Origin of the sequence: Curtobacterium sp. MCJR17_020, assembly GCF_003234365.2 — a bacterium.
Classification (GTDB): domain Bacteria; phylum Actinomycetota; class Actinomycetes; order Actinomycetales; family Microbacteriaceae; genus Curtobacterium.
This window is the reverse complement of sequence record NZ_CP126260.1, coordinates 3,434,137-3,460,339: the sequence shown is the minus strand read 5'-3', so window position 1 is coordinate 3,460,339 and position 26,203 is coordinate 3,434,137. Positions and strand designations below refer to the sequence as shown.

Genomic DNA, 26,203 nt, shown 5'->3' with positions numbered 1-26,203 from the left:
CGATTCCCCCGCTGGCCGACCCCTCGCCGACCACGCAATGTTACCGGCCGGTCGGCGCCTCCGCCTGCTCCGGCGCGGCGTACTGCACGTCGATCGCGTACTGCTCGAACCCGGATCGCCGGTAGAGCGCCAGCGCGGGTTCGTTGTCGCCCTCGACGTACAGTGCAGCGGCGGTCAGCCCACGCCCGGTCAACCGAGCGGTCCCCGCGCGCATGAGCACCCCGCCGAGCCGCTGTCTCTGCAGGTCGGGCCGGACGGCGACGGCGTAGAACTCGCCGATGCCGTCCTCGACCTTGAGCCAACACGAGCCGGCGAGCTGCCCGGAGGCGTCGCGGAGCAACAGCAGGTCCTCGCCGGAGAACCAGGCGTCCGACTCGCGGGCGTGCAGGTCGTCGATGGTCATCCGCCCCTGCTCGGGGTGGTGTGCGAAGGCCGCGGCGTTCAGGGCGAGCCAGTCGGCCTCGTCCTCGGTGCCGGGTCGGAACGCGGACAGGCTGTACCCAGCCGGCACGTCGACGGGAGCCGCGTCCGAAGACGGCGCGCCACCGTCGATCGGCGCCCGGAGCTGCAGCAGGGTGCGGACCGCGCGCCAGCCGAACCGATCGGCCAGGGCCCGCGCTGCGGGGTGGTCCCCGTGTGCCCAGGCGAGCACAGGAGCGGCCCCGCCGCCCAGCGCGAGCGCCTGCGTGACGAGGGCGGTGCCGGTGCCGCGGCCACGGGCCTCCCGGTCGACCACGAGTTCCAGTTCGCCGTCACGGACCACGGCGACCCCGTCGTCGGCCTCGAGGACCGTCGCGCGCCCCGCGCGGACGTCGACCAGGGTCTGGTCGGAGAACGGCGGCGCCTCACCGGGCACCACGAACCGTGCGAGGTCCGGCACTACTGGCCCATCAGGCGCTCGGCCTCGTCGTCGTAGACGTTGAAGCGGTACCCGACGTTGCGGACCGTGCCGATGAGCGACTCGAGGTCGCCGAGCTTGGCGCGGAGACGTCGGACGTGCACGTCGACCGTGCGGGTGCCGCCGAAGTAGTCGTAGCCCCAGACCTCGCTGAGCAGCTGCTCGCGCGTGAAGACCCGGGACGGGTGCGTGGCGAAGAACCGGAGGAGCTCGAACTCCTTGAACGTCAGGTCGAGCGGTCGGCCGCGGACCTTCGCCGAGTAGCTGGCCTCGTCGATGACGACACCCGATGCCTGGATCTTCGAGCTGGACTGCCCCTTGGCCGCACGGCCCGCGGACAGGCGGATGCGCGCGTCGATCTCGGCCGGGCCCGCGCTCTCGAGCACCACGTCGTCGACGTTCCAGTCACTGTTGACGGCGGTGAGCCCGCCCTCGGTGACCACGAGCACGATGGGCGTCGTCGAGCCGGACGAGGCGAGGATCTTGCACAGGGCCTTCGCGCTGACCAGGTCGGTGCGGGCGTCCACGAACATCAGGTCGCTCTGCGGCGCGTTGACCAGCTGTGCGGCCTCGGCCGGCACGTGACGGATCCTGTGGCTCAGGAGACCGAGGCTCGGCAGGACGTCGCCGGGCGCGGTCGAGGTGAGTACCAGGAGCTGTGCCACAGGACCTCCGCAGGTGGATGACGTCGTGGACACATCCTAGTGATGCTCGGGAAGTCCTCATCCGGCCGGACGGTTTGCGCGTGAAGCCGCAACCCACAACCCGCAAGCGCGCCGGGCGTGACCCCTGTCATGATGGAACGCGTGACCCAGCCAGTGCAGCCCACCGACCAGCGGCGCCTCAAGCTGACGTCCGTCCTGCCGGTCTGGATCCTCAGCGTCGCCGGGGCGGTGCTCGTCCTGGCGCTCGCCGAGCGCGACGCCTTCGCCTGGCTGCTGCTCGTGTTCGTCGCCTGCGTGATGGTGAGCTTCGTGCTCCAGCTCATCACCGCGACGAAGGACGGGCTGGTCGAACGGATCAGCATCGCGTCGTCCGGTGCCTTCGTCGTGGTCCTCGTCACCGCGGTGGTGCTCCTGGCGCGTTGAGCCGAGCCGCGTAGACTCCAGGGCATGGATTCGCTGCTTGCGCTCGAGCTGTTCTACGTGGGCCTCCTCGGTCTGGCGTCGCTCGCGATCGCGTTCATCTCGGTCGTCGTCGTCGTGAAGCTGTTCAAGGGTCAGCGTTGATCGAGCTCCCCGAGGGCCTGGCGCCCGAACTGGTCCCGTTGTCGTGGCTCGTCGGCGTCTGGGAAGGCACCGGCGTCGTGGAGTACCCCGTCGGTGACGAAGAAGCGCCCCGCACCTACGAGTTCGGCCAGCGCGTGAGCTTCAGCCACGACGGCCTGCCGTACCTCAACTACTCATCCACCACCTGGCTGCTCGACGACGACCACACCCCGCTCGCCGCCGAGATGGGCTACTGGCGGATCGACCGTCCGACCGAACCCGGTGACCGTGGCCCCGCGATGCTCCTGGGCGAGGGGCCGACGCCGTTCAGCACCGTCGAGAGCGTCGAGGCGCTGCGCAACACCACCGACGGCTTCGACGTCGAAGCCGCGATCGTGCACCCGACGGGCGTCAACGAGCTCTACGTCGGCCGTGTGCTCAAGGGGCGGATCGATCTGGCCACCGACGCCGTGATGCGCTCGCCGAACGCGAAGGACTACTCCGCCGCGACCCGCCTGTACGGCCTGGTCGAGGGCAAGTTGTTCTGGGCGTGGGACATCGCGGCGCTCGGTCGCGAACTCACCTCGCACGCCTCGGGGCAGCTCGCGAAGGTCGACTGATGTCGGCGTTCGTGGTGCGCGACGGGTTCGTCGCGGCATCAGATGCGCCGGGCGCGCCCGCAGCACACTTCGGCAACCCCCTGGGTGAGCAGCGGCTGCTGGCCCGTGGCCGCGCGGTCGTCGGTCTCGGTCTCGGTGTCGTCACCGTCTCCGGCCCGGACCGTCTGTCGTGGCTCAACTCGATCACCTCGCAGCAGCTGACCGGTCTGCCGACCGGTGTCAGCACCGAGACTCTCGTGCTCGACCAGTCCGGCCGGGTCGAGCACGCCGCCCGCGTGGTCGACGACGGTGCGGTCGTGTGGCTCCTCACCGAGCCCCAGGACGCGGCACCGCTCGCCGCCTGGCTCGACTCGATGCGCTTCATGCTCCGGGTCGAGGTCGCCGACCGTTCGGCCGACTTCGCGACCCTCGGCTGGTTCGGCGAGGCCGCCCCGTTCGCGTCGACCGTCCTGCCGGACCCGCCCGTCGTCGAGTGGGTCGACCCGTGGGCGGCCGTCACGCCCGGTGGGTGGAGCTACGCCGCCCAGGAGGCCCATCCCGGCTCCGACTGGACCCTCCGCATCGCCGTGGTCACGCCCGGCACCTCGGCCGCGATCGCTGCGTCGGACGAACCCGTCGCGGGGCTGCTCGCGTACGAGGCGCTGCGGATCGCCGCCTGGCGTCCGACGCTGTCCGACGCCGACGAGCGCACCATCCCGCACGAGCTCGACTGGCTCCGCTCCGCCGTGCACCTGACGAAGGGCTGCTACCGCGGGCAGGAGACCGTCGCGAAGGTGCACAACCTCGGGCACCCGCCGCGTCGTGTCGTGCAGCTGCACCTCGACGGCTCCGACGCCGTGCTGCCGGCTCCGGGGACTCCCGTGATGCTCGGCGACAAGGAAGTCGGGCGCCTGTCGGCCTCGGCGGTCCACCACGAGCTCGGCCCGATCGGGCTGGCCGTGGTCAAGCGCTCGCTCGACCCCACCGCGACGCTGACCCTCACCGCCGACGACGTCGTGGTGACGGCGGCGCAGGAGACCATCGTCCCGCCGGAGGCCGGCGCCACGGCGAACGTCCCGCGGCTGCCCCGGCTCGGAGCCGTCAAGCGGTCCTAGCCGCCGTCTCGGGTCGATGCTGGCGCGAGACTCGGCCTGAGCGACACCTCTCGGGCCCCGGAGCGCGAGAGCAGTCGCTGCGCGCGAGACTCGCCCCTCAGGTGGCGGGCTCGACCGCGGACCACGGCACGCTGAGCTCACCGAGCCGCCAGCGCGTCACCCCGTGCAGCACCGGCCACCCGCGGTCACGCATCCCGCGCACCGTGGCGATCCACCGCTGCCGGGGCCCGTACGTGCCGAGCGGCGCCGCGATCGCCCACGACAGGTCGAGGTCGCGTAGGAACGCGTGCACCCGCTCACCAGGCACGTTCCGGTGGATGAGCGCCTTCGGCAGCCGTTCGGCGACGATCGACGGCACGTCGAGTCCGGCGAGCCGCAGCGACACCGTGAACGACACCGGTGCGTGCTCGTCGAGCGTCACCCACGAGGCCACCCGCCCGACCTCGTTGCACGTCCCCTCGACCAGCGCGCCGCCGGGCTGCAGTCGGTCCTGCATGATCCGCCACGACGCCACCACCGCGGACTCGTCGTACTGCCGCAGCACGTTGAACGCCCGGATCACGGCGGGTCGGCGCTGCCCGGGCGTGGGCGTCTCGAAGCCACCGAGCCGGAACGTTACGCCGTCGCGGGTGCCCGCGTTCGCGAACGTCACGCGTGCCGGTTCGATCTCGATGCCGGTCACCTCGACGTCCGGACGCACCAGTGCCAAACGGTCGCGCAGCTCGAGCGTCGTCGTCGGCGAGGCCCCGTACCCGACGTCGGCGACCAGCGGGTCGTCGGCCTTGCGGAGGGCCGGCAGCGATGCGATCCACCGGTCGACACGGCGGAGCCGGTTGTACCCGGTCGTCCCGCGCGTCACGTTCCCGATGGGCATGACGTCAAGGGTACGGGCCTGCCGACGCTCGGTAGACTCGGCAGCATGACCTCCACGCTCGTCCTGCTCCGTCACGGAAACAGTGACTGGAACCAGAAGAACCTGTTCACCGGTTGGGTCGACGTCCGGCTCAGCGAGCTGGGCGAGAAGGAGGCGAAGCGCGCCGGCGACCTCATCGCCGAATCGGGCATCGTCCCCGACGTCCTGTACACCTCGCTCCTCACCCGCGCGATCCAGACGGCCGACATCGCGCTGCTCCAGGCCGACCTCGCCTGGCTGCCGGTCAAGCGTGACTGGCGCCTCAACGAACGCCACTACGGCGACCTGCAGGGCAAGGACAAGGCCCAGACGCTGGCCGAGTACGGCGAGCAGCAGTTCATGGAGTGGCGCCGGTCGTTCGACGTCCCGCCGCCCCCCATCGCCGACGGCGCCGAGTGGTCGCAGGCCGGCGACCGCCGCTACGCCGAACTCGGCGACCAGCTGCCGCGCACCGAGTCGCTCAAGCTCGTGATCGACCGACTGCTCCCCTACTGGGAGTCGGACATCACGAAGGACCTGGGCGAGGGCAAGACCGTGCTGGTCACCGCCCACGGCAACTCGCTCCGCGCGCTCGTCAAGCACCTCGACGACATCTCCGACGACGACATCGCCGGGCTGAACATCCCGACGGGCATCCCGCTGGTGTACGAGCTCGACGACGACTTCCGGCCGACGAAGCCGGCGTACTACCTCGACCCCGAGGCCGCTGCCGCCGGCGCTGCCGCCGTGGCCGCCCAGGGCGCCAAGAAGTAGCACCGCACACACGAACGCCCCGTCCGGTCTCCGGGCGGGGCGTTCGTCGTTCGGCCGGTCAGACGAAGTGCGACGCGATCTCCTGCACGAGGGCACCGACGTCGTAGGGCTTCGTCGTGTCGACTCGCACGACGGGGAGCAGCCCGGTCGGTCCCGCGGTGGGACCGAGGGTGTCCCAGGTGTCGATGATCGACGCCAGGTCGCCGTGGACCTCGTGCCGGAGCGGAGCGTCCGGCTCGTAGCGATCACGCAGACGTTCGTCGGCGGTCGCGCGGTCGACGTGGCACCAGACCTCGACGGCACGGGGTGAACCGGCCGTCAGGAGCCCGGCGGTGAGGAAGTCCCGGCTCTCCGGCGTGACCCAGACCGCGTCCAGGACGACGCCGTTCTCGACCGCGCCGGCCATCGCCCACACGGTGTCCATCGCGATGCCACCGAGCGGACGCGACGCGATCATCGGCCCGACGATGTCGGCGAGGGGCTCCTTGATCCGGTCCTTCGACAGGAACGGGCAGCCGAGCACCTCGGCCAGCGCCGTGCCGATCGTGCTCTTGCCGGAACCGGGCATGCCGTTGACGATGATCGCGACCTGAGCCATGGCACGATCCTCGCAGAACCGAGCGGCCCGAGCGTCCCGACCGGACCGAACCGGGTCAGACCGCGGCGGTCGAGGTGGACGCGCCGGTCCAGTCGCCGGTCGCCAGGTACTCGACCTTCTTGGCGATCGACACCGCGTGGTCGGCGAAGCGCTCGTGGTAGCGGGAAGCCAGGGTGGCGTCGACCGTGTCGATCGGCCCGCCCTTCCACGCCTCGCCGAGCACGAAGTCGAACACGCTGGCGTGCAGTTCGTCGACGGCGTCGTCCTCGTCGCGGATCTCCGCCGCCAGGGCGATGTCCTCGGTTGCGAGCAGTCGCGTGAGCTTCTGCGACATCGCGACGTCGTGCTTGCCCATCTCCTTGAAGGTGCCGCGGAGGCCCTTCGGCACGACCTTCTCGGGGAAGCGCTGGCGGGCGAGCTGGGCGATGTGCTCGGCCATGTCGCCCATGCGCTCGAGCGAGGAGCTCACGCGCAGGGCGGTGACGACGACGCGCAGGTCGCGGGCGACCGGTGCCTGGCGGGCCAGGATGTCGATGGCGATCTCGTCGAGGCTGTTGGCGGCCTCGTCGATCTTCTGGTCGTCGGCGATCACCTCCTCGGCGAGGGCGACGTCGGAGTCGCTGAAGGCCTGGGTGGCCCGGGTGATGGCGGACTCGACGAGTCCTGCGATCTCGGTCAGTCGCTCCTGGACGTCCTGGAGTTCCTGCTGGAAGACTTCGCGCATGGGGGAGTACCTCTCTCTGCGTACCGGACGAGTGTCGTCAGCCCAGGTGAACGAACGGTGACGTGGGGCTGAACGCTTCGCGATCCGGCCTTCCGAGGCGGGTGAACGGTACCGGAACCCCGCATGACCATCCCTACACTGGCGACATGGACAACGCGTGGCTCGTGCCACTGTCGATGCTCCTCGGCGGGGTCTTCGGCGCGGGCGTCGTGGTGCTGATCATCACCGCCGAGCGCACGGCACGTGCTGCCGACGTGGCGGAACGCACCCTGCCGGACGGCGTCGCAGCGGTGATCGCGACGATGCACAACCCGGCGGTGGTCATCGACCCGTCGAACACGGTCGTGGCCGCATCGCCCCAGGCACTGACCGTCGGGCTCGTCGTGCGGCGCCGGCTCGTGCACCAGGAGCTGCTCGACCTGGTCGACCGGGTGCGCAAGAGCGGCGAGATGGGGGCGGAGGACCTCGAGCTCCCGCGCGGACGGCACGGGGAGCTCATCGGCTACCTCAGCTTCCGCGCCGCGCAGCTCGGCAACCGGTACGTGCTCATCACGGCCGACGACCTGACCGAGAGCCGGCGCATCGACGAGGTGCGCCGTGACTTCGTCGCCAACATCTCGCACGAGCTGAAGACCCCGATCGGCGCCATCGGCCTGCTGTCCGAGACGCTCGTGATCGCGGCCGACGACCCGGAGCACGTCAAGAAGTTCGCGGCGCAGCTCATCACCGAGTCCGAGCGGCTCGGCGCCCTGACGAAGGACATCATCGAGCTGTCCCGGCTGCAGTCGGTCGACGCGTTGGAGAACAGCGAGGAGACCGGTGTCGACAAGATCGTGCAGGCCGCGGTCGACGCGAACGAGGTCGTCGCGCGCGCCCGTTCGATCGAGATCATCCGGGCGAAGAAGTCGAAGCTCCGGGTGATGGGCGACCCGGGTCTGCTGCAGGTCGCCGTCTCGAACCTCATCGCCAACGCGGTGAAGTACTCGCCCGACGGCACCCGCGTCGGCGTCGGCGTCCGGTCCGCGAAGGGCTTCGTCGAGATCGCGATCACCGACCAGGGCGTCGGCATCCCCGAGGCCGACCTCGACCGGGTGTTCGAACGCTTCTACCGCGTCGACCCCGCCCGGTCGCGCGCCACCGGCGGCACCGGCCTGGGGCTCGCCATCGTCAAGCACGTCGTCGGCAACCACGGCGGCGACGTCCGCGTCTGGTCGCAGCCCGGCAAGGGCTCGACCTTCACCATCCGCCTGCCCGAGGCGGACACCGAACTGACCACCGCACTCGAAGAGCAACTGGAAGAGCAGCCATCGTGACCAAGATCCTCATCGTCGACGACGAGCCGGCCCTGAGCGAGCCCCTGGAGTTCCTGCTGCAGCGCGAGGGGTACGAGACCTCCGTCGCGGCCGACGGCGTGACCGCGCTGTCGAAGTTCGACTCGGAGAACCCGGACCTGGTGCTCCTCGACCTCATGCTGCCGGGGCTCTCCGGCACCGAGGTGTGCCGCCAGATCCGGACCCGGTCGAACGCACCGATCATCATGCTGACGGCGAAGGACTCCGAGGTCGACATCGTCGTCGGGCTCGAGCTCGGCGCGGACGACTACGTGACGAAGCCGTACTCGACGCGCGAGCTGCTGGCCCGCATCCGTGCCGTCCTGCGCCGCCGCACCGAGGACGACCCGGCGGACAGCGGGATCCTGCAGGTCGGGGGCATCCGGATGGACGTCGAGCGGCACACGGTGTCGGTGGACGGGTCGGAGACGGCGATGCCGCTCAAGGAGTTCGAGCTGCTCGAGCTGCTGCTCCGGAACGCCGGCCGGGTGCTCACCCGTGGGCAGCTCATCGACCGGGTGTGGGGCTCCGACTACTTCGGCGACACCAAGACGCTCGACGTGCACATCAAGCGCATCCGCTCGAAGATCGAGCGCGTTCCGTCGACCCCGGAGATCCTGGTGACGGTCCGCGGTCTCGGGTACCGCATCGAGGCCTGAGACGGACGGACAGGAGGCCCGGTGCGGGTCCCTGGGACCAGCACCGGTCCTCCCGTGCGAAGCGTGGCGCTTGCGCGCTGCGACGGTGGCGCGTGCGCGGAGCGGCTACTCGCCGTCCGTCGGCGTGGCCGACGGGGTCTCGACCGGCAGCGTGATCTGGCCGGACGGCTCGGGGGTCGAGGTCGGCGCGAGGGTGGCGTACTCCTCCTGCGAGGTGGTCAGCACCGGCACGTTGGCCGAGACGCCCTCGGCGTCGGGGTACGAGAAGTACACCTTGACGAGCGAACCGGGCTCGGCGTCTGCGCTGTCGAAGTCGAGGGTGTCGTGCTGCGAGTCGTTCGCCAGGTCGACGTGCGAGTTCGCCGGCACCAGCACGGTCTCGGTGTCGCCACCGATCTCGACCGACACGGTGATGCCGTCGGTGTCGGAGTTGTTCACCAGCGTGCCGATGAAGCGCGCGCCCTCGCCGTCGTCCGAGATGAGGATGGCGTTCCGCACGTCGACCTTGCCGGTCGAGACGTTCACACCGTCGGTGATCTGCTTGATGTCGACGGTGTGCGCAGGCGACATGAACTCGCACCCGGTGGCGCCCAGCGCGATGGTTGCCGCAACGGCGACGGACACGAGTACCCGAGCTCGCAAGAGATTCCTCCGTAAGTCGATGAGGACCGGACGGTCCCGGTCCATCCTAGCGATCACCGGGACGCCCCCAGTGCTGAGGGTCCCCTTACCCGAACACCCCTTGTGGTAAACTGGAAGTCTGGGAACGGAGCCTGATACATGCAATTCGAGGTCGGCGAGACCGTCGTCTACCCCCACCACGGGGCGGCAACCATCTCTGAAGTCAAGACGCGCGTCATCAAGGGCGAGGAAAAGGTCTACCTGAAACTGCGGGTCACGCAGGGTGACCTGACGATCGAGGTACCGGCGGACAACGTCGACCTGGTCGGAGTCCGCGACGTGATCGGCAAGGAAGGGCTCGACAAGGTGTTCGAGGTCCTCCGGGCGCCGTTCACCGAAGAACCCACCAACTGGTCGCGCCGGTACAAGGCGAACCTCGAGAAGCTCGCTTCCGGGGACGTCATCAAGGTCTCCGAGGTCGTCCGCGACCTCTGGCGACGCGATCAGGACCGCGGCCTGTCCGCGGGCGAGAAGCGGATGCTGGCCAAGGCACGGCAGATCCTGATCTCCGAGCTGGCCCTGGCCGAGAAGACCGACGAGGACAAGGCATCGACCGTCCTCGACGAAGTCCTCGCGTCCTGAGCGCACTGCACACCACGACGACCGCACGGTTCCCCGAAGGGGTGGACCGGGCGGTCGTCGTCGTTGCAGCCGGGTCCGGCACCCGGCTCGGCATCGGCACCGCGAAGGCGTTCGTCCCCGTCGCCGGACGGCTCATGCTCGCGCGAGCGCTCGAGCCGCTGTTCACGCTGTCGTCCCCGACGCTGGTCGTCGTGGTCGCGCCGTCGGCGCTGCTCGAGGACTGCCGTCAGGTGGTCGCCTCGGTCGCGGGCGCTGCAGTTGCGTACACGGCGGTGGTTCCGGGAGGCACGGATCGCCACGGCTCGGTCCAGGTCGGCCTGGGCGTGCTGCCGGACTCCGTCACCGCGGTGCTGGTGCACGACGCGGCGCGGTGCCTCACGCCGGCGGCGCAGTTCGACCGGGTGTTCGACGCGGTCGAGGGTTCGGTCGCGGCCGGCACTGGTGACGGCGTCGTCCCCGCGCTGCCCGTCACCGACACGGTCAAGCGGGTGTCCGGCGACGTGGTCGTCGAGACCGTCGACCGATCAGCGCTCGTCGGGGTCCAGACGCCGCAGGGCTTCCCGCTCGACGCACTCCGACGGGCGTACGCGGTGTCGACGCAGTCCGAGACCGACGACGCCGGCGTGTTCCAGGCGGCTGGTGGCACGGTGCGCTTCGTCCCGGGCGACGCCGATGCCTTCAAGATCACGACCCCGTGGGACCTCGGACGGGCGGAGTCGATCGTCCGGTCGCGCGCGACGGCCTCGGGTGACTCCGCTGCCTCGGCGGTCCGCTTCGGGCTGGGGGTCGACGTGCACGCGTTCGACGTCGAGTCGCCGTGCCGCGTCGGCCTGCTCGACTTCCCCGGCGAACCCGGCCTCTCCGGGCACAGCGACGGTGACGCCGTGGCGCACGCGGTGTGCGACGCGCTGCTGTCCGCGGGTGGCCTCGGTGACATCGGTGGGACGTTCGGCACCGCCGACCCCGCCTACGCCGGAGCCGCGGGGGACGTCTTCATCCGCGGTGCCGTCGGGCTGCTCGCCGACGCCGGCCTCGTACCCGTGTCGGTCACGGTGCAGGTCATCGGGGACCAGCCGCGCATCGGGGCCCGTCGCGCCGAGATGCAGGACGCCCTGTCCGCCGTCGTCGGTGCCCCGGTGGCGGTGTCCGGCACGACGACCGACGGCCTCGGGTTCACCGGCCGGGGCGAGGGGCTCGCCGCGATCGCCACGGCCGTCATCCGTCCGGCCTGACGTCCTAGGCTTGGGATCGTGACCGTTCGCCTCTACGACTCCCGCGCCGCAGCCGTCGTCGACCTCGTCCCGCTGGTCGACGGACACGTCAGCGTCTACGTCTGCGGTCCGACGGTGCAGTCGTCGCCGCACATCGGGCACCTGCGCTCGGCCCTGGTCTACGACATCTGGCGCCGCTGGCTGACGTACCGCGGGCTGCGCGTCACCCTCGTGCGGAACGTCACCGACATCGACGACAAGGTGCTCGACCTGGCCGCCGGCACCGACGAAGCGTGGTTCGCCCGCGCCTACCGCGTCGAGCTCGAGTTCACCGCCGCGTACAACGCCCTCGGCATCCTGCCCCCGACCTACGAGCCGCGCGCCACCGCGAGCGTGCCGCAGATGCACGACATCATCACCGAGCTCATCGATCGCGGTCACGCGTACGTCGCCGCCGACGACTCGGGCGACGTCTACTTCGACACCGGCAGCTGGCCGTCCTACGGCGCCCTGACCCGGCAGCGCCGCGAGGACATGGTCGAAGCCGCCGACGCCGACCCCCGCGGCAAGCGGGACGCCCGCGACTTCGCGCTCTGGAAGGGTGCGAAGCCCGGCGAGCCGTCGACCGCGTCGTGGGACTCCCCGTGGGGTCCCGGTCGTCCGGGCTGGCACATCGAGTGCTCCGCCATGTCGCGGCGGTACCTCGGTCCGGCGTTCGACATCCACGGCGGCGGACTCGACCTGCGGTTCCCGCACCACGAGAACGAGCTCGCGCAGTCCACGGCGGCGGGCGACCCGTTCGCGTCGTACTGGTTGCACAACGGGCTCGTCACGGTCGAGGGCCAGAAGATGTCGAAGTCGCTCGGCAACTCGATCTTCGCCGCCGACTTCCTCGCCGCTGCCCGTCCGGCCGTGGTGCGGTACTTCCTCGGCGCTGCGCACTACCGCTCCTCGATCGACCACCACGACGGCTCGTTGGCCGAGGCAGAGGCCGCCTACGACCGCATCGACGGGTTCCTGCAGCGGGCCGAGGTGCGGCTCGAAGGAGTGCACCTCGCCGACGCTCCCGCCGTGCCGGACGCCTTCGCCGCCGCGATGGACGACGACCTCGCAGTGCCCCAGGCGCTGGCCGTCCTGCACGAGACCGTGCGTACCGGCAATGCTGCCCTGGACGCCGACAATGCGGAAACGCTCGGGGTCGCGTACCATCAGGTGGCCGCCATGGTAGAGGTCCTCGGCATCGACCCGCGAGCCGCCCACTGGTCGGGGGGCGGTCAGGACACCTCGGCAGGCCCGCTCGCCGCTCTCGTCGAACGCCTCGTGCAGGAGCGCGCGGACGCCAGGGCAGCACGGGACTTCGCTGCGGCCGACCGCGTGCGCGACGACCTCGCCGCCGCGGGCATCACGATCGAGGACACGCCGTCCGGAACACGCTGGAGCATCGCCTGAACACGGCAGTGCCGAACAGGAGCTACGCATGAAGAACGTCTCGGGAAGCAAGAAGGGTCGGCCCGGCGCCGTCCGCACCGGTCGCAAGGGCAACAAGCAGGTCGGCTCCGGTGGTCAGGGTGCCCAGGCGCTCGAGGGTCGCAAGCCGACCCCGAAAGCCGAGGACCGGCCGTACCACCCCGCCGGCAAGCGCAAGGCGGCGAAGGACCGCTTCGAGGCAGCCAAGGGCCGTCACGGTTCCTCGAGCACCCCGCAGGGCCGCACCGGTCGCCCGCCGGCCCGGAAGACCGATGACTCCGAGCTCGTGACCGGACGCAACTCCGTGCTCGAGGCGCTGCGCACGAAGACCCCGTCGACGACGCTCTACATCGCGTCACGCATCGAGGTCGACGACCGCGTCAAGGAGATCCTGACGCTCGCGAACCACCGCAGCGTGCCGATCATCGAGCTCATGCGCCCCGAGCTCGACCGCATCACGGGCCACGACAGCGTGCACCAGGGCGTCGCGCTCAAGGTTCCGGCGTACGAGTACGCCGTGTCCGAGGACATCGTCGAGCAGGCCTTCTCGCGCGACCAGGTCCCGCTGCTCGTCGCGCTCGACGGCATCACCGACCCGCGCAACCTCGGTGCGATCATCCGCTCGACGGCCGCGTTCGGCGGACACGGCGTCATCGTGCCGCAGCGTCGTTCGGTCGGCGTCACCGCGTCGGCGTGGAAGACCTCGGCCGGCGCCGCGGCCCGCACGCCCGTCGCGATGGCCCCGAACCTCACCCAGACGCTGAAGTCCCTCAAGTCGATGGGCCTGTTCGTCCTCGGTCTGGACGGCGACGGCGACGTGGAGCTCGACGGCCTCGCGCTCGCCGACCGCCCGATCGTGATCGTCGTCGGTTCCGAGGGCAAGGGCCTGTCGCGCCTGGTCACCGAGACCTGCGACGCGATCGTGTCGATCCCGATCTCGAGTGCGACCGAGTCCCTCAACGCCGGCATCGCCGCGAGCGTCACCCTGTGGGAGGTCGCCCGGCGCCGTCGCGCCGAGTAGCCGCACCGGCACGGGGTCGGCGGGGGTCGGCGCGAACGGTCAGGACACGTCGGCTGGTGTTCGCCGGGTGGTCACGAGTCGTCCCTCCGCGACGCCGCAGGCGACGGTCTGTGACCAGTCGGAGCCCACCCGGCGGGGTGTCGTGACCGCTCGACGTGCAACGTCACCACCGGCGGTGCGGGCGTGACGGTCTGGAGGGCCGGCGCCGGTCTCCGGGACGCGCGCCGGGCCTCCAGGCGGTCGCGTTCACGGACCCCGAACGGTCACGACATGTCGGCCGGTGTCCTCCGGGTGGTCACGTGTCGTCGCTGCGCGACGACGGTGCCGACGGTTCGTGACCGGGCGGAGGCGCTCCGGCGGGGTGTCGTGACCGAGCGGGGAGCGCGTCAGACGGTGGTGCGCCAGTCCTGGACGTCGGCGTCGTCGTCTGCGGGCTCGGCGTCGTCGACCACGGGGATCGGCAGCGTCATCGACGACGTCGGCGGGTTGATGAGCAGGCGCTCGTCGCGGCGGTGGCGCAGCACGTCGTTGATGTACGCCGTCGTGGCCTCGGGCAGCGAGACCGAACGCTCTTCCTGCTGCGACATGAACCAGCGGTGCTCGAGCAGCTCGTGGAAGACCTCTGCGGGTTCGAGGCGACCGCGCAGGTCGCGGGGGATCGAGCGGACCACGGGTTCGAAGACCCGCGAGACCCACTCGTGCGCCACCATCTCCTCGTCGAGTTCGTCGCGGCCGTTGCGCGCCCGGTACGAGTCGAGGTCGTTGAGCAGACGTCGGGCCTGGTTCTCGCCGGCGTCCAGGCCGGTCAACCGCAGCAGGCGTCGCTGGTGGTGCCCGGCGTCGACGACCTTCGGCTGGATCCGCACCTGCGAACCGCCCTCGGTCGTGTGGATCGAGAGCTCCTCGATGTCGAAGCCGAGTTCGTTGAGCCGCTCGACGCGGTCGTTGATGCGCCAGCGCTCCTTGATGTCGAACTGCTCGGTGCCCGTGAGCTCGGTCCAGAGCGTCCGGTACTGCGCCACGATCCGGTTGGAGACGTCGACGGGGTCGGCGTTCTCGTCCAGCCGGCCACCCGCCTCGAGGTCGAGGAGCTCGCCGGCGATGTTCACGCGCGCGACCTCGAGGTCGTTCTCACGCTGCCCGTTCGACAGGCCGCCGGGGTAGAGCTTGCCGGTCTCGGCGTCGACCAGGTACGCGGCGAACGAGCCCGCGTCGCGACGGAACAGCGTGTTCGAGAGCGACACGTCGCCCCAGTAGAAGCCGATGACGTGCAGCCGGACGAGCAGCAGCGCGAGGGCGTCGACGAGACGGGTCGCGGTCTCCGGGCGCAGGGTCTGCGAGTACAGCGCGCGGTACGGCAGCGAGAAGCGCAGGTGCCGCGTCACGAGCACGGGGTGCAGCTGCTCGCCGTCCGCGTCGACCCGACCGGTGATGACGGCGACGGGGTCGACGCACGGCACGTCCATGCGCTGCAGCGTGCGGAGCATCTCGTACTCGGAGCGCGCGATCTCCTCGCCGGTCTCCTTCACGGCGGCGACGTACCCACTCAGGTGCACGAAGCGCACGAGGTGCCGCGAGATGCCCTTCGGCAGGGCCACGATGGTGTCGTCCGGCCAGTCCGCCAGCGGCAGGTCCCACGGCAGGTCGAGCAGGCCGGGGTCGACGGTGGCTGCGGTGATGGACATCGAGTCGGGCACGGTGGATCCTTCGGTGTCGTGGGGGACAGCCGAGAGCCCGCGACCCGCCCTTGTGAGGCGGCGCGGGCTCTCGGGGAGTGCGCTTCGGTTACGCGCTGACGACGGCCTTGTCGTCCAGGCGCTCGCCCGACTCGGTGTCGAAGGCGTGCACGTGGCCCGACTTCGGCGTCACCACGATGGTGTCACCGATCGACGGGTGCGAACGGCCGTCCACGCGGGCGACGATGTCGACGCGCGTGCCCTTGACGTCGGCGTGACCGTAGAGGTAGCCGTCGGCGCCGAGTTCCTCGACCACGTCGACCGTGACCGGCAAGCCCTCGCCCGACTGCGCCACGACGACGTCCTCGGGGCGGATGCCCACCGTGATCTGGGCGGAACGCGCGTTGGAGAGCGTGTCGCGGTCGATCGCGTGGTTGAGCGTGCCGAACTTGATGCCGCCCTCGACGACGTCGGCCGGCAGCAGGTTCATCGCCGGCGAGCCGATGAAGCCCGCGACGAAGACGTTGTTCGGCTTCTCGTACAGGTCGCGCGGCGTGCCGACCTGCTGCAGGATGCCGTCCTTGAGCACCGCGATGCGGTCACCCATGGTCAGTGCCTCGGTCTGGTCGTGCGTGACGTAGACCGTGGTGACGCCGAGACGACGCTGGAGCGACGCGATCTGCGTACGGGTCTGGACGCGGAGCTTGGCGTCGAGGTTCGACAGCGGCTCGTCCATGAGGAACACCTGCGGCTGACGGACGATCGCACGGCCCATCGCGACGCGCTGACGCTGACCACCGGAGAGCGCCTTCGGCTTGCGGCCGAGGTAGTCCTCGAGGTCGAGGAGCTTGGCGGCCTCCTGCACGCGGGTGGCGCGCTCTTCCTTGCCGACACCGGCGATCTTGAGCGCGAAGCCCATGTTCTCGGCGACGGTCATGTGCGGGTACAGCGCGTAGTTCTGGAACACCATCGCGATGTCGCGGTCCTTCGGCGGGACGTCCGTGACGTCGCGGTCGCCGATGCGGATCTGACCGGAGTTGACCTCTTCGAGGCCGGCCAGCATGCGGAGCGAGGTGGACTTGCCACAACCCGAGGGGCCGACGAGGACGAGGAACTCGCCGTCGGCGACGTCCAGGTCGAGGGAGTCGACCGCGGGACGGTTGCCTCCGGGGTAGAGACGGGTTGCCTTGTCATAGGTGACGGACGCCATGAGCGTTCGGTCCTTTCTTCACCGGCAGGTACGTGCCGGACGATCCGAGTGAAGCGGTCAGCCCGCGAGGGCCCCGGATGGTCGTCGTCGACCATCGAGGTTCATACAACACGAGTTCTCGCGGGTGCGCCAGTGTTTTCCACCTGGCCGGTCGGTTCCCAGAGCGTGGTTGGGTGGTTCCCAGAGCGGCCCACTACAATCGCCGGGTCCGTCCGCCGAGCGGGGGTAGGTCGTGCGGACGCCGATCAGGAGGACGACGCACCGATGACCAACCGCCCCGAGGGTGACGCCCGCGCCGCGCGGAACGAGCGCCGCGAAGCCGCCCGACAGCGAGCGCAGCGCCACAGGACACAGCAGAAGCGCCGCCAGCGCGGAACCCGGCTCGGACTCCAGATCGGACTCGGTGTCGTCCTGCTCGCAGCGGCCGCCGTCGTCACGCTCGTCCTGGTCGACTCCGTGAAGCCAGCAGGCCCCGGGCCCTCGACCATGTCGCAGGGCGGCATCACCCTCGGCGAGGGGCTCAAGCCCGTGACCGCGTCGAGCAGTGCGTCGCCGAGCGCCTCGGCGACCGCTGGTGCGGGCACGGTGCGCATCACGCTGTACGTCGACTACCTCTGCCCGACGTGCGGCGAGTTCGAGCAGGCCAACGGCGACTACATCGAGAGCCTCGTCGACTCCGGCGCGGCCACCGTCGACATCCACCCGCTCGCGGTCCTGTCGAACCGGTCGCAGGGCACCAAGTACTCGCTGCGCGCCGCGAACGCCGCGGCCTGCGTCGCCGAGCACTCGCCGGACCAGTTCTACGCGGTCAACAAGGCGCTCTACGCCGAGCAGCCGGAAGAGGGCACCCCCGGGCTCACCGACGCGCAGCTCACCAAGGTCGTCACCGGGGTCTCGGGTCTGCAGGACCGCCGGGCCGTCAGGAGCTGCATCGCCGACCAGGACTACAGCAAGTGGGTCGACGAGCAGACGACCGCGGTGTCCGGCGGGGACATCCCCGGATCCTCGTTGAGCGAGTTCCCCGGAACGCCGCTGGTGCTCGTCAACGGGCAGCAGTACGAGCTCACGTCGCCGATCACGAACGACGACTTCCGCACCTTCGTGGTCACCGCGGCCGGTGCCACCGAGGCGACGCCCACCCCGACCCCCACACCGAGCGCGACGCCGTCGCGCACGCGGAGCGCGACACCGACGCCCACGCCGACGAAGGGCTGATCCCTACAGCGACGACCCGGGGACGCTGAACGTGTCGCAGCTCGTCGCGCCCTGCTGGTAGCCGCGGACGAACCACCTCTGGCGCTGCTCGCTCGAGCCGTGCGTGAACGAGTCCGGGTCGACCCGGCCGCTCGAGCGCTCCTGGATGCTGTCGTCGCCCACGGCGCTCGCGGCGGACAGGGCATCGGCGATCTCGGACCGGCTGATCGGCTCGAAGAAGGTCTCACCGTTCGCGTCCTCGGTGTTCGCCGCGTCGCCGACCCAGGCGCCGGCGTAGCAGTCGGCCTGCAGCTCGACGCGGACACTGCCGGACGATGCCCCGGTGCCCGAACGGTCCGTGCTCGCGAAGGCACCCTGCAGCTGCTGGATGTGGTGGCCCCACTCGTGCGCGACGACGTACATCTGCGCGAGCGGCCCGCCCGACGACCCGTACTTCGACTGCAGGTCGTCGTAGAACGCGGTGTCGAGGTAGATCGCGCGGTCCGGCGGGCAGTAGAAGGGCCCGGTGGCGGCCGACGCCTGACCGCACGACGTGTCGGTCGAGCCGTCGAAGAGGAAGAAGTCCGGCGCCGTGTACGAGATGCCGAGTTTCCGGGCCTCGGCCGTCCAGTAGCCGTCGAGCGACTCCGCGGCGCCCTCCATCCGGCACTCGACCTTGAGGTTGGCGTCTCGCCCGGTGCGGCACTCCGGCGCGGCGTCGACCGGCTGGTCCTGCTGCTGGATCTGCGTCGTGCCACTGCCGCCGCCGACGAACCCGCTGAGGTCGAAGCCCGTGAACTGCGCGATCAGGAAGACGACGATCGCCGTGACGCCGACGGCACCGCCGCCGACCGCGGCCGTCCGACCCCGGCGCTTCACCCTGCCGCCCGTGAGCTGCGAATCGTCGTTGAACGTCATGCCCCCGAATGTACGGCCCACGGGACTCGCACGCCGCACGCATGCCCCGCGCGTACCGTCTGGGACGTCGGCGACCCCGACACGTGTCGTACAACCGGAAGGAACCGCAACCATGGCCACTCCCATCAGCACCGTGATGAGCCCCGCCCGCTACGTGCAGGGCAAGGACGCGATCACCCGTGTCGGCGAGTTCGTCGCCCCCATCGGGAAGCGCCCCCTGATCGTCGCCGACGACGTCGTGTGGGGCATCGTCGAGGCCGCGGTGACGACGAGCTTCCAGGCGGCCGACCTGCGGGTCGAGCGCGTCGGCTTCGGTCGCTTCGCCACTCCGAAGGCGGTCGACGACCTCGTCGAGCAGATCCGGTCGACCGACGCGGACGTCATCGTCGGGCTCGGTGGCGGTTCAGCGATCGACGCGGCCAAGGCCTCCGGGCACCTGGCCGGCATCCGCTGGGCGAGCGTCCCGACAGCGGCGAGCACCGACGCCCCGACCTCGGCGCTCGCGGTGATCTACTCCGAGGAAGGGGAGTTCATCGAGTACCGGTTCTTCCCGCACAACCCCGACCTCGTGCTCATCGACACGAAGCTCGTCGCGAACGCACCCGTCCAGTTCCTGGTCGCGGGCATCGGCGACGCCCTGGCCACCTGGGTCGAGGCCCGTGCCGCCAAGCGTGCGAACGCCGACACCATGGCCGGCGGGCTGCAGACCGAGACCGGTGTCGCGCTCGCCGAGCTGTCCTGGAAGCTGCTGCACGAGAACGCCCTGCAGGCGATCGAGGCCGTGAAGGCCGGGGTCGTGACGCCCGCGCTCGAGAAGGTCGTCGAGGCGAACACCCTGCTGTCGGGCCTCGGGTTCGAGTCCGGCGGACTGGCGGCAGCGCACGCGATCCACAACGGCCTGACCGCCGCTCCGCAGGCGCACGGTCTGGCGCACGGGCAGAAGGTCAACATCGGCACGATCGCGCAGCTCGTGCTCGAGGGTGCGCCGGCCGAGGAGATCGAGGACTTCGTCGTCTTCACCACGAAGGTCGGCCTGCCGAACACCCTCACCGAGATCGGCCTGACCGTGGACGACACGACGGAGCTCCGCGCCGTGGCCGAGGCCGCGACCGTCGAGGGCGAGACCATCCACAACATGCCGTTCCCGGTCACGCCGGAGCTCGTGGTGGACGCGCTCATCGCCGTCGAAGGTATCGCGCGCAGCATCCGCGCCGAGCACGGCCTGCCGGAGCCGGTCCTGTACCAGCACCACTGAGGGACGGCTGCGCTGATCGGATCGGGGTCAGGTGCGGACCAGCGGCTCCATCGTCGCCAGGTCCGCGCCGATCCCGACGTCCACCAGCTCGATCCGTCCCGCGAGGGTGGCGGCCGGCCCCGTCAGCAACCCGGCCTTCACCCCGCCGAACGTGACGGTCACGTCGGCGTGCAGGACGTGGTCGTCCGCGATCCCGCCGGTGTCGACGTCGATGCCGCTCGGCACGTCGACGGCGACGACGAACGGCGCGCGTTGATCGCGGGCGAGTTCACGGATGGCGTCGACGACCTCGCGGGCGGGGGAGCGGAGGGCCGCAGGCCCGCGCACCCCGATCCCGAGGATCGCGTCGAGCACCAGGTTGGCGTCGAGCGCGGCGTCCGTCACCACCGTCTCGGGTCCGGACGGATCGTCCGGGGCCCCCGCCGCCGGTCCCGGACCGACGCGCCAGCGGCGGGTCGGCCGTGCCGGTGGGGCGAGGCGCGCCCCGGCGTCCAGCGCCGCTGCCAGGCCCGCCTCGTGCACGCGTGAGCCGACGCGCAGGACCGCCACGTGCCTCCCGGCCGTCGCCAGCCGCGCACCCGCGAACAAGGCGTCACCACCGTTGTCGCCGCTGCCCACCAGCAGCAGGACGGACCCCGGTCCGTCGCCCGGCCGGACGGCCGGATCGTCGAGCAGATCGCCGACGATGCGGGCCAGGCCGTCGGCCGCTCGTTGCATGAGGGGCTCGCCGGAGTCGAGGTGCGGCCGCTCTGCCGCCCGGATCTGGTCACCGCCGTAGCCGTCCATGACGACCACAGTGCCCCGGTACCCTGGAGGGGACATGTCACTCGTCCCCGAAGCGCCCCGTCCCCGCATCGTGATGTCGCCCGACGGCCTCCGGATCGCGACCTACGACTTCGGCGATCCCGACGCCCCAGCGGTCGTCGCGGTGCACGGGTTCGCCTCTGGTGCGGTGCTGAACTGGCACGCCTCCGGCTGGACCCGCGACCTCGTCCGCGCCGGGTACCGCGTGCTGGCGTTCGACCAGCGCGGGCACGGCGCGAGCGCGAAGCCGCGCGATCCCGGTGCGTACTCGATGGACCTGCTGGTGGCGGACGTCACCACCGTGATCGACACCTACCTGCTCGACGAGGTCGCGTTCCTCGGGTACTCGCTCGGCGCACGCGTCGGCTGGCACACCGCCGAACGGCTGCCGGACCGCATCACCCGCGCCGTGTTCGGCGGGATCCCCGACGCCGACCCGATGCGCCGCGTGCGGGTCGACCAGGCGAAGGCGTACCTGGCGGACGGCACACCGATCGAGGACCGCGTGACCAACGGCTACCTGACCATGGCGGGGAACGTCGAGGGGAACGACCTCGCGGCGCTCGTGGCGATGGTCGAGGGGATGCGGAACAGCATCGAGCCGACGCCCGACAACGCCCCCGCGCAGCCGATCCTGATGGCGGCCGGCAGCGAGGACGGCATCCGCGACAGTGCCGTGCGGTTGGCGCAGGCGGCCCCGGATGCGTCGTTCTTCGAGATCCCGGGGCGGAACCACTTCAACGCGCCGACGTCGCGGGCGTTCCGCGAAGCCGCGCTGGCGTTCCTGCGTTCCTGACCGCAGCGCGTTGTCCGCCCCGCGCTGAGGGGTACTCGTAGGTCCTCGCTGTCGCCGGACACCGCGCGTACCGTCCCCGCCATGGACTACAGACTCCTCGGCAACAGCGGGACATCGGTGTCGACGTTGACCCTCGGCACCATGACGTTCGGCAGCGAAGCCGACGAACCCACCTCCCACACCATCATCGACACGTTCGTCGCGGCCGGCGGCACCCTGATCGACACGGCCGACGTCTACTCGGGCAACGAGTCCGAGCGGATCATCGGCCGCTGGCTCGCGGCGCACCCCACCGAGGCGCAGCAGGTCGTCCTCGCCACCAAGGGCCGCTTCCCGCAGGGTGACGGACCGAACGACGTCGGCCTGTCGCGCCGGCACCTCCGAGTCGCCCTCGACGCCTCGCTCGAGCGCCTGGGCGTCGAGCACATCGACCTGTACCAGATGCACGCCTGGGACGCCCTGACGCCGATCGAGGAGACGCTCCGGTTCCTCGACGACGCGGTCTCCGCCGGCAAGATCGGCTCGTACGGCTTCTCGAACTACCTCGGGTACCAGATCACGAAGGCCGTGTACGAGGCGAAGGCGCACGGTTGGGCCCCGCCGGTGACCCTGCAGCCGCAGTACAACCTGCTCGTCCGCGACATCGAGCACGAGATCGTGCCCGCCAGCCTCGACGCCGGGATCGGCCTGCTGCCCTGGTCGCCCCTGGCCGGCGGCTGGCTGTCCGGCAAGTACCAGCGCGACGAAGCCCCGACCGGCTCCACCCGCCTCGGCGAGAACCCGGCACGCGGCATGGAGGCCTGGGAAGCGCGGAACGGTGACGAGCGCACCTGGGCCGTCCTCGACGCGGTGTCCGCGGTCGCCGACGCGCACGGCGCCTCGCGGTCGCAGGTCGCCCTCGCCTGGCTGCTCGCCCGGCCGGCGGTGACGAGTGTGATCCTCGGCGCCCGGACGGTGTCCCAGCTCGAGGACAACCTCGGTGCAGCCGACCTCGTGCTGACCGACGCGGAGCTCACGCAGCTCACCGACGCCAGCGCGCCGCGCATCGACGACTACCCGTACGGCACCGCGGGCGTCGCCCAGCGGGGGCGCAAGATCACCGGCGGGCGCTGAAGACCCGTGCACGTTCGTGCGGATTCGCGCTGATGTGGGCTCCGGGTGTGGACGCACGGTTCGGTGAGGTGTCATCCTCTTCGCACGACCGGCTGGTTACCGCGTCCAGCGCCCGGAACACTCCCTGATCCGTGTTCCACACGCGCCGATGCCCCGGGTGAGTGATCACCCGGGGCATCGTTCCGCCCGACGGCGGTCGTGGGGCCGGCAGCGGGACTTGAACCCGCAACCCCCGTATTACAAGTACGGTGCGCTACCAATTGCGCCATGCCGGCTGACGCCGCTCATCCTACCGGTGAGGGCGTCGGGGTCTCACTCGGCCGGCTTCTCCGAGAAGTTCAGCGAGATCGAGTTCATGCAGTACCGGTCGCCGGTGGGCGTGCCGAAGCCGTCGGGGAACACGTGGCCCAGGTGCGAACCGCAGTTCGCGCAACGGACCTCGGTGCGCACCATGCCGAGCGACTTGTCGTCGATCAGCTGCACGGCGTCGGGGTTCACCGACTCGTAGAACGACGGCCAGCCGCAGCCGGAGTCGAACTTCGTGCCGCTCTTGAACAGCTCCGCGCCGCAGGCCGCACAGGTGTAGACGCCGGCACGCTCCTCGTCGAGGAGTTCACCGGTCCACGGCCGTTCGGTCCCCGCCTGACGCAGGACGGCGTACTGGTCCGGGGAGAGATCCTCGCGCCACTGGGCGTCGGACTTGTCGACGTTGTATGCCATTGTTTCCTCCTGCTTCCGGTCGGGTTCTTCCGGGCACTCCCGACCACTTCAGTAAACTCGCGACGATGTCCGAGCATTCCGTGCACCACGCCCGCTGGACCCGTCTGACGACGGACGAACTGTACGGCATCGTGGTGCTCCGGAACCGCGTCTTCGCACTCGAACAACGGGTGACGGCCGAGGACTTCGACGGCCGTGACCGCGAGCCCGAGACCGAGCACTGGTGGTTCGGTACGGACACCGAAGCGGTTGGGTACCTGAGGCTGATCCGACCGGCTGCGGACGAGGAGCACCCGGTGGACGCGCCGCCGCCGTCCTGGGTGATCGGCCGGGTCGCGACGCACCCCGACCACCGTGGGCAGGGCATCGCCGGCCGGCTCGTCGCCGCCGTGCTCGCGGCCCACGGGCACGAACCCGTCGTGCTGCACGCCCAGGAGTACGTCGCCGCGCTCTACGAACGCCACGGCTTCGTCCGGTTCGGGACGCCCTACGACGAAGCCGGCATCCGGCACGTCGGCATGCACCGCCCGGGGCGCTGATGGACACCCTCGGCCGCTACGCCGCCTACGCCGCCCGCATCGAGGCCGTCTCGCCGTCCTACGCCGCCTGGGCGCGGTCGCTCGACCCCGTGTTGGTCGCGCTGCTCGACGAGGTCGCCGAGCAGCAGCGGCAGCCGGAACTGCTCTTCGCGGTCGCGCGGCGGCTCGGCGCGGATCCGTCGGACCCCGGTGCGCTGCGCGCGATCGGTCGGGAGGCCCGCCCCGCCCTGGTCGCGGCCCTCGCCTCCGCCACGGTGCAGGCCAACGACCCGCGGCGGCTCGGTCCCGTCGTCCCGCTGTTCGCGGCGCTCGCCGAGCGGGCCTCGCGGCCGCTCGGGTTGGTGGACGCGGGGGGCGCCGCCGGGCTCTGCTCGATCCCGGACCGGGTGACGCTCGACCACCGGACGTCGGAGTCCCGGGTGCCGGCGGATCGCGCCCCGGTGCTGTCGTCGCGCCCCGACTCCTCGGGGCGCGACGACCACGGCGGGGTGCGCACCGAGCTCGTCCGGATGCACACGGCGGTCGACGAACCCGCGGTCCGTCTCGTCGCAGAAGTCTCCGGGGTCCTTCCGGCTCCGGCCCGCGCGCCGATCCGCGTCGGTGCCCGGGTCCTGCTCGACCCGAACCCGATCGACCTCGCCGCACCGGGCGCGTTCGACCGGTTGGTCGAGGCCGTCCCGCCCGAGGCGACGGACCGGATCGCCCTGATGCGCGAGGCGGCGCGCGCGACGCTCGCCGTGCCTCCCGTGCGGATCCGGGGCACGCTGCCGGGTGACCTCGACCGTGCGCTGGACGCCCTGCCGGACGACGTGGAGCCGATCGTGCTGACCACCGGCACCCTGGTCTACGTGCCGGGTGCCGAGCGCCAGCGGTTCGTGGACCGCGTCCGCGAACGTGGCGTGCACTGGATCGCGCTCGAACGCACCGGGATCCTGCGCGGTGTGGCGGCGACGCTGCCCGACGACGTCGATGCGGCGGATCCGGACGCCTTCGCCACGGCCTCGATCGACGGCACCGCGGTCGCCGTCTCGGACCCGTTCGGCACGCGCGTGCGCTGGTTCCGCGACCCGAACCTGTGACCGGTGTTCGCGACAGTCCAGCGCCGTGCCAGGGTCCGGATGCTCTCCGCCCCTACGATGTGCGAGACCCGTTACCCGATACGTGATCGGAACCGCCGTGACCAGCCCCACCGACGAGCACCGCGCTGACGAGCTCAGCGCTGACCAGCTCAGCGAGCTCGCGCAGCGTGTGCTGTCGTTCGAGCACGACCGGGCACGGCACGACCGCACGAAGGAAGCGGAGATCCGGGTCGAGTTCGAGATGTCGGCGGCGCGCTACTACCAGGTGCTGAACCGCGTGATCGACTCGCCCGCGGCACTCGCGTACGACCCGCAGCTCGTCACCAGGCTGCAGCGGCTCCGGCACGCGCGCACCAGCGCCCGGGCGACGCGCAGCTTCGTCGCGCCCGGTGCCGCTCCCGAAGGACGTGAAGAGGAACGATGAGCACCAGATTCCCCCGTGACCGTTTCGACGACGTCGCCGACGGCCCCCGGGTCGGCGCACACCGCGGTGCCCAGCGCCGCGGCCGTGGCTGGATCGCGTTCGCCTGGGCGGCACTCGCCACCGGTGTGCTCGTCGGCATCGGCGTGCTCGTCCTCGCGCTCCTGAACGGCAGCTACTCGTTCAGCGGTTCGGACTCGCCCTCGGCGTCGACGAGTTCGTCGGCCACGTCGAAGCCGTCCGCGTCCGCCACCTCGAAGCCCTCGGCGTCGTCGTCGGCCGGGTCGGGTGCCGACTCTGGAGCCGCTGCCGCGACGCCGGCACAGCAGGGCACGACCACCGTCGTCGTCCTGAACGGCACGACGACCACCGGTCTCGCCGCCCGCGCCAGCGCGACGCTCACCGGTGCCGGCTGGCAGGTCGCCTCGACCGGGGACGCTGGCACGACCGGGTCGACCTCGACGGTCGTGTACTACCAGCAGGCCGCACAGGCGGCGGTCGCGCAGGGCATCGCGAAGCAGCTCGGGGTCACCGCCGTGCAGCAGTCGGCAGCGTTCCCGAACGCCGACGTGAGCGTCGTGCTCGGGGCCGACTACACCGGCTGATCCGCATTCCGCGGGCCCGTTCCGTCCGCATTTGTGACGGTCGTGTTTCGGGCACGTTGATTTCTGTCGGAATCGACGTGAAACAACGTCACACCTCTTGCCTGATCGGCGTG

General features: G+C 70.9%; 29 protein-coding genes and 1 tRNA gene. 18 read left to right on the top strand and 12 right to left on the bottom strand.

Annotated features, from left to right (window positions below; translation table 11 throughout):
- Positions 1-40: 40 nt before the first annotated feature.
- Together mshD and DEJ14_RS16500 are read right to left on the bottom strand one after the other, a co-directional pair.
- Positions 41-880: a mycothiol synthase gene (mshD, locus tag DEJ14_RS16505; RefSeq protein ID WP_111085257.1), complete on the bottom strand. Its 840-nt coding sequence runs from the start codon at positions 878-880 to the stop codon at positions 41-43.
- Entirely contained in the window at positions 880-1,563 is a 684-nt protein-coding gene (locus DEJ14_RS16500; RefSeq protein WP_111085255.1) for a response regulator transcription factor, read from the bottom strand. The genes mshD and DEJ14_RS16500 overlap by 1 nt, the downstream gene beginning before the upstream one ends.
- Before the next feature lie 141 nt (positions 1,564-1,704).
- On the opposite strand from DEJ14_RS16500, the gene DEJ14_RS16495 reads away from it, so the two are divergent.
- The 3 genes from DEJ14_RS16495 to ygfZ all read left to right on the top strand — a co-directional run bounded on the left by DEJ14_RS16495 (position 1,705) and on the right by ygfZ (position 3,820).
- Positions 1,705-1,986, top strand: coding sequence for a hypothetical protein (locus tag DEJ14_RS16495; RefSeq protein WP_146249739.1), 282 nt, complete (start codon positions 1,705-1,707; stop codon positions 1,984-1,986).
- A 137-nt stretch (positions 1,987-2,123) separates the two neighbouring features.
- On the top strand, positions 2,124-2,726 hold the full coding sequence (locus DEJ14_RS16490; protein WP_111085252.1) for a heme-binding beta-barrel domain-containing protein: 603 nt from the start codon (positions 2,124-2,126) through the stop codon (positions 2,724-2,726).
- Complete coding sequence (gene ygfZ, locus DEJ14_RS16485; protein WP_111085251.1) at positions 2,726-3,820, top strand: CAF17-like 4Fe-4S cluster assembly/insertion protein YgfZ; 1,095 nt, start codon at positions 2,726-2,728, stop codon at positions 3,818-3,820. The genes DEJ14_RS16490 and ygfZ overlap by 1 nt, the downstream gene beginning before the upstream one ends.
- A gap of 97 nt (positions 3,821-3,917) precedes the next feature.
- Here ygfZ and DEJ14_RS16480 read toward each other — a convergent pair whose 3' ends face one another.
- The gene (locus DEJ14_RS16480) at positions 3,918-4,694 is read right to left on the bottom strand and encodes a class I SAM-dependent methyltransferase (RefSeq protein ID WP_111085249.1); all 777 of its coding nucleotides are present in this window, start codon (positions 4,692-4,694) and stop codon (positions 3,918-3,920) included.
- 45 nt (positions 4,695-4,739) lie between these two features.
- On the opposite strand from DEJ14_RS16480, the gene DEJ14_RS16475 reads away from it, so the two are divergent.
- Positions 4,740-5,486 (top strand): phosphoglyceromutase, encoded by a 747-nt coding sequence (locus DEJ14_RS16475; RefSeq protein WP_111085248.1) that lies wholly within the window; start codon positions 4,740-4,742, stop codon positions 5,484-5,486.
- Positions 5,487-5,544: 58 nt separating this feature from the next.
- On the opposite strand, the gene DEJ14_RS16470 is transcribed toward DEJ14_RS16475, so the two are convergent.
- On the bottom strand, positions 5,545-6,084 hold the full coding sequence (locus DEJ14_RS16470; protein WP_111085247.1) for a P-loop nucleotide/nucleoside kinase family protein: 540 nt from the start codon (positions 6,082-6,084) through the stop codon (positions 5,545-5,547).
- A gap of 55 nt (positions 6,085-6,139) precedes the next feature.
- Complete coding sequence (gene phoU / locus DEJ14_RS16465) at positions 6,140-6,808, bottom strand: phosphate signaling complex protein PhoU (protein WP_111085245.1); 669 nt, start codon at positions 6,806-6,808, stop codon at positions 6,140-6,142.
- A gap of 146 nt (positions 6,809-6,954) precedes the next feature.
- Here phoU and DEJ14_RS16460 point away from each other — a divergent pair, with 146 nt between their 5' ends.
- Positions 6,955-8,121, top strand: coding sequence for a sensor histidine kinase (locus tag DEJ14_RS16460; RefSeq protein ID WP_111085243.1), 1,167 nt, complete (start codon positions 6,955-6,957; stop codon positions 8,119-8,121).
- Positions 8,118-8,798: a response regulator gene (locus DEJ14_RS16455; RefSeq protein ID WP_111085241.1), complete on the top strand. Its 681-nt coding sequence runs from the start codon at positions 8,118-8,120 to the stop codon at positions 8,796-8,798. The genes DEJ14_RS16460 and DEJ14_RS16455 overlap by 4 nt, the downstream gene beginning before the upstream one ends.
- A gap of 105 nt (positions 8,799-8,903) precedes the next feature.
- Here the strand turns inward: DEJ14_RS16455 and DEJ14_RS16450 are convergent, their stop codons facing one another.
- The gene (locus tag DEJ14_RS16450) at positions 8,904-9,368 is read right to left on the bottom strand and encodes a hypothetical protein (protein WP_146249738.1); all 465 of its coding nucleotides are present in this window, start codon (positions 9,366-9,368) and stop codon (positions 8,904-8,906) included.
- 210 nt (positions 9,369-9,578) lie between these two features.
- Here DEJ14_RS16450 and DEJ14_RS16445 point away from each other — a divergent pair, with 210 nt between their 5' ends.
- From DEJ14_RS16445 to rlmB, 4 genes are read left to right on the top strand one after another with little or no spacing between them, the layout of a single operon-like run.
- The gene (locus DEJ14_RS16445) at positions 9,579-10,061 is read left to right on the top strand and encodes a CarD family transcriptional regulator (protein WP_017888066.1); all 483 of its coding nucleotides are present in this window, start codon (positions 9,579-9,581) and stop codon (positions 10,059-10,061) included.
- Positions 10,062-10,102: 41 nt separating this feature from the next.
- Positions 10,103-11,293, top strand: coding sequence for a 2-C-methyl-D-erythritol 2,4-cyclodiphosphate synthase (gene ispF, locus DEJ14_RS16440; RefSeq protein ID WP_111085237.1), 1,191 nt, complete (start codon positions 10,103-10,105; stop codon positions 11,291-11,293).
- An 18-nt stretch (positions 11,294-11,311) separates the two neighbouring features.
- Complete coding sequence (gene cysS, locus DEJ14_RS16435; RefSeq protein WP_111085236.1) at positions 11,312-12,721, top strand: cysteine--tRNA ligase; 1,410 nt, start codon at positions 11,312-11,314, stop codon at positions 12,719-12,721.
- A 28-nt stretch (positions 12,722-12,749) separates the two neighbouring features.
- Positions 12,750-13,760 carry a 23S rRNA (guanosine(2251)-2'-O)-methyltransferase RlmB gene (gene rlmB / locus DEJ14_RS16430; RefSeq protein ID WP_111085235.1) on the top strand — a complete coding sequence of 337 codons (1,011 nt, stop codon included), beginning with the start codon at positions 12,750-12,752 and terminating at the stop codon, positions 13,758-13,760.
- Positions 13,761-14,146: 386 nt separating this feature from the next.
- On the opposite strand, the gene DEJ14_RS16425 is transcribed toward rlmB, so the two are convergent.
- Positions 14,147-15,457: a DUF4032 domain-containing protein gene (locus DEJ14_RS16425; RefSeq protein WP_111085234.1), complete on the bottom strand. Its 1,311-nt coding sequence runs from the start codon at positions 15,455-15,457 to the stop codon at positions 14,147-14,149.
- Between the two features lie 88 nt (positions 15,458-15,545).
- The gene (locus DEJ14_RS16420; RefSeq protein WP_111085233.1) at positions 15,546-16,646 is read right to left on the bottom strand and encodes an ABC transporter ATP-binding protein; all 1,101 of its coding nucleotides are present in this window, start codon (positions 16,644-16,646) and stop codon (positions 15,546-15,548) included.
- Positions 16,647-16,910: 264 nt separating this feature from the next.
- On the opposite strand from DEJ14_RS16420, the gene DEJ14_RS16415 reads away from it, so the two are divergent.
- Positions 16,911-17,861, top strand: a complete 951-nt coding sequence (locus DEJ14_RS16415) for a DsbA family protein (RefSeq protein ID WP_111085232.1) — start codon at positions 16,911-16,913, stop codon at positions 17,859-17,861.
- 3 nt (positions 17,862-17,864) lie between these two features.
- Here the strand turns inward: DEJ14_RS16415 and ypfJ are convergent, their stop codons facing one another.
- Positions 17,865-18,758, bottom strand: coding sequence for a KPN_02809 family neutral zinc metallopeptidase (ypfJ, locus tag DEJ14_RS16410; RefSeq protein ID WP_111085231.1), 894 nt, complete (start codon positions 18,756-18,758; stop codon positions 17,865-17,867).
- 112 nt (positions 18,759-18,870) lie between these two features.
- Between ypfJ and DEJ14_RS16405 the strand changes: the two genes are divergently transcribed.
- Positions 18,871-20,013 carry a glycerol dehydrogenase gene (locus tag DEJ14_RS16405; protein WP_111085230.1) on the top strand — a complete coding sequence of 381 codons (1,143 nt, stop codon included), beginning with the start codon at positions 18,871-18,873 and terminating at the stop codon, positions 20,011-20,013.
- A gap of 27 nt (positions 20,014-20,040) precedes the next feature.
- On the opposite strand, the gene DEJ14_RS16400 is transcribed toward DEJ14_RS16405, so the two are convergent.
- Positions 20,041-20,835 (bottom strand): NAD(P)H-hydrate epimerase, encoded by a 795-nt coding sequence (locus DEJ14_RS16400; protein WP_258373265.1) that lies wholly within the window; start codon positions 20,833-20,835, stop codon positions 20,041-20,043.
- Between DEJ14_RS16400 and DEJ14_RS16395 the strand changes: the two genes are divergently transcribed.
- Together DEJ14_RS16395 and DEJ14_RS16390 are read left to right on the top strand one after the other, a co-directional pair.
- Positions 20,834-21,613, top strand: coding sequence for an alpha/beta fold hydrolase (locus DEJ14_RS16395; RefSeq protein WP_111085229.1), 780 nt, complete (start codon positions 20,834-20,836; stop codon positions 21,611-21,613). The genes DEJ14_RS16400 and DEJ14_RS16395 overlap by 2 nt on opposite strands.
- Before the next feature lie 81 nt (positions 21,614-21,694).
- The gene (locus DEJ14_RS16390; RefSeq protein WP_111085228.1) at positions 21,695-22,726 is read left to right on the top strand and encodes an aldo/keto reductase; all 1,032 of its coding nucleotides are present in this window, start codon (positions 21,695-21,697) and stop codon (positions 22,724-22,726) included.
- A 199-nt stretch (positions 22,727-22,925) separates the two neighbouring features.
- On the opposite strand, the gene DEJ14_RS16385 is transcribed toward DEJ14_RS16390, so the two are convergent.
- Both DEJ14_RS16385 and msrB read right to left on the bottom strand, forming a co-directional pair.
- Positions 22,926-23,001 (bottom strand) — tRNA-Thr (locus DEJ14_RS16385).
- Between the two features lie 37 nt (positions 23,002-23,038).
- Positions 23,039-23,446 carry a peptide-methionine (R)-S-oxide reductase MsrB gene (gene msrB / locus DEJ14_RS16380; protein WP_111085227.1) on the bottom strand — a complete coding sequence of 136 codons (408 nt, stop codon included), beginning with the start codon at positions 23,444-23,446 and terminating at the stop codon, positions 23,039-23,041.
- A 65-nt stretch (positions 23,447-23,511) separates the two neighbouring features.
- Between msrB and DEJ14_RS16375 the strand changes: the two genes are divergently transcribed.
- From DEJ14_RS16375 to DEJ14_RS16360, 4 genes are all read left to right on the top strand, one after another.
- On the top strand, positions 23,512-23,985 hold the full coding sequence (locus tag DEJ14_RS16375; protein ID WP_181437522.1) for a GNAT family N-acetyltransferase: 474 nt from the start codon (positions 23,512-23,514) through the stop codon (positions 23,983-23,985).
- Positions 23,985-25,064, top strand: a complete 1,080-nt coding sequence (locus DEJ14_RS16370; protein ID WP_111085225.1) for a DUF2332 family protein — start codon at positions 23,985-23,987, stop codon at positions 25,062-25,064. The genes DEJ14_RS16375 and DEJ14_RS16370 overlap by 1 nt, the downstream gene beginning before the upstream one ends.
- A gap of 97 nt (positions 25,065-25,161) precedes the next feature.
- Positions 25,162-25,488 carry a DUF3263 domain-containing protein gene (locus DEJ14_RS16365; protein WP_258373264.1) on the top strand — a complete coding sequence of 109 codons (327 nt, stop codon included), beginning with the start codon at positions 25,162-25,164 and terminating at the stop codon, positions 25,486-25,488.
- Positions 25,485-26,090 carry a LytR C-terminal domain-containing protein gene (locus DEJ14_RS16360; protein ID WP_111085223.1) on the top strand — a complete coding sequence of 202 codons (606 nt, stop codon included), beginning with the start codon at positions 25,485-25,487 and terminating at the stop codon, positions 26,088-26,090. Before DEJ14_RS16365 ends, DEJ14_RS16360 begins: the two co-directional genes overlap by 4 nt.
- Positions 26,091-26,203 lie beyond the last annotated feature (113 nt).

What these genes read in the sequence shown, in the direction of transcription:
- DEJ14_RS16375 (WP_181437522.1), top strand. Translation starts at nt 23,512, where the DNA reads ATGTCCGAGCATTCCGTGCACCACGCCCGCTGGACCCGTCTGACGACG.
- DEJ14_RS16420 (WP_111085233.1), bottom strand. Translation starts at nt 16,646, where the DNA reads ATGGCGTCCGTCACCTATGACAAGGCAACCCGTCTCTACCCCGGAGGC.
- DEJ14_RS16395 (WP_111085229.1), top strand. Translation starts at nt 20,834, where the DNA reads ATGTCACTCGTCCCCGAAGCGCCCCGTCCCCGCATCGTGATGTCGCCC.
- DEJ14_RS16400 (WP_258373265.1), bottom strand. Translation starts at nt 20,835, where the DNA reads ATGTCCCCTCCAGGGTACCGGGGCACTGTGGTCGTCATGGACGGCTAC.
- DEJ14_RS16415 (WP_111085232.1), top strand. Translation starts at nt 16,911, where the DNA reads ATGACCAACCGCCCCGAGGGTGACGCCCGCGCCGCGCGGAACGAGCGC.
- DEJ14_RS16475 (WP_111085248.1), top strand. Translation starts at nt 4,740, where the DNA reads ATGACCTCCACGCTCGTCCTGCTCCGTCACGGAAACAGTGACTGGAAC.
- msrB (WP_111085227.1), bottom strand. Translation starts at nt 23,446, where the DNA reads ATGGCATACAACGTCGACAAGTCCGACGCCCAGTGGCGCGAGGATCTC.
- rlmB (WP_111085235.1), top strand. Translation starts at nt 12,750, where the DNA reads ATGAAGAACGTCTCGGGAAGCAAGAAGGGTCGGCCCGGCGCCGTCCGC.
- DEJ14_RS16460 (WP_111085243.1), top strand. Translation starts at nt 6,955, where the DNA reads ATGGACAACGCGTGGCTCGTGCCACTGTCGATGCTCCTCGGCGGGGTC.
- DEJ14_RS16405 (WP_111085230.1), top strand. Translation starts at nt 18,871, where the DNA reads ATGGCCACTCCCATCAGCACCGTGATGAGCCCCGCCCGCTACGTGCAG.
- ypfJ (WP_111085231.1), bottom strand. Translation starts at nt 18,758, where the DNA reads ATGACGTTCAACGACGATTCGCAGCTCACGGGCGGCAGGGTGAAGCGC.
- ygfZ (WP_111085251.1), top strand. Translation starts at nt 2,726, where the DNA reads ATGTCGGCGTTCGTGGTGCGCGACGGGTTCGTCGCGGCATCAGATGCG.
- DEJ14_RS16470 (WP_111085247.1), bottom strand. Translation starts at nt 6,084, where the DNA reads ATGGCTCAGGTCGCGATCATCGTCAACGGCATGCCCGGTTCCGGCAAG.
- DEJ14_RS16450 (WP_146249738.1), bottom strand. Translation starts at nt 9,368, where the DNA reads ATGTCGCCTGCGCACACCGTCGACATCAAGCAGATCACCGACGGTGTG.
- DEJ14_RS16480 (WP_111085249.1), bottom strand. Translation starts at nt 4,694, where the DNA reads ATGCCCATCGGGAACGTGACGCGCGGGACGACCGGGTACAACCGGCTC.
- DEJ14_RS16390 (WP_111085228.1), top strand. Translation starts at nt 21,695, where the DNA reads ATGGACTACAGACTCCTCGGCAACAGCGGGACATCGGTGTCGACGTTG.
- DEJ14_RS16445 (WP_017888066.1), top strand. Translation starts at nt 9,579, where the DNA reads ATGCAATTCGAGGTCGGCGAGACCGTCGTCTACCCCCACCACGGGGCG.
- DEJ14_RS16360 (WP_111085223.1), top strand. Translation starts at nt 25,485, where the DNA reads ATGAGCACCAGATTCCCCCGTGACCGTTTCGACGACGTCGCCGACGGC.
- phoU (WP_111085245.1), bottom strand. Translation starts at nt 6,808, where the DNA reads ATGCGCGAAGTCTTCCAGCAGGAACTCCAGGACGTCCAGGAGCGACTG.
- DEJ14_RS16370 (WP_111085225.1), top strand. Translation starts at nt 23,985, where the DNA reads ATGGACACCCTCGGCCGCTACGCCGCCTACGCCGCCCGCATCGAGGCC.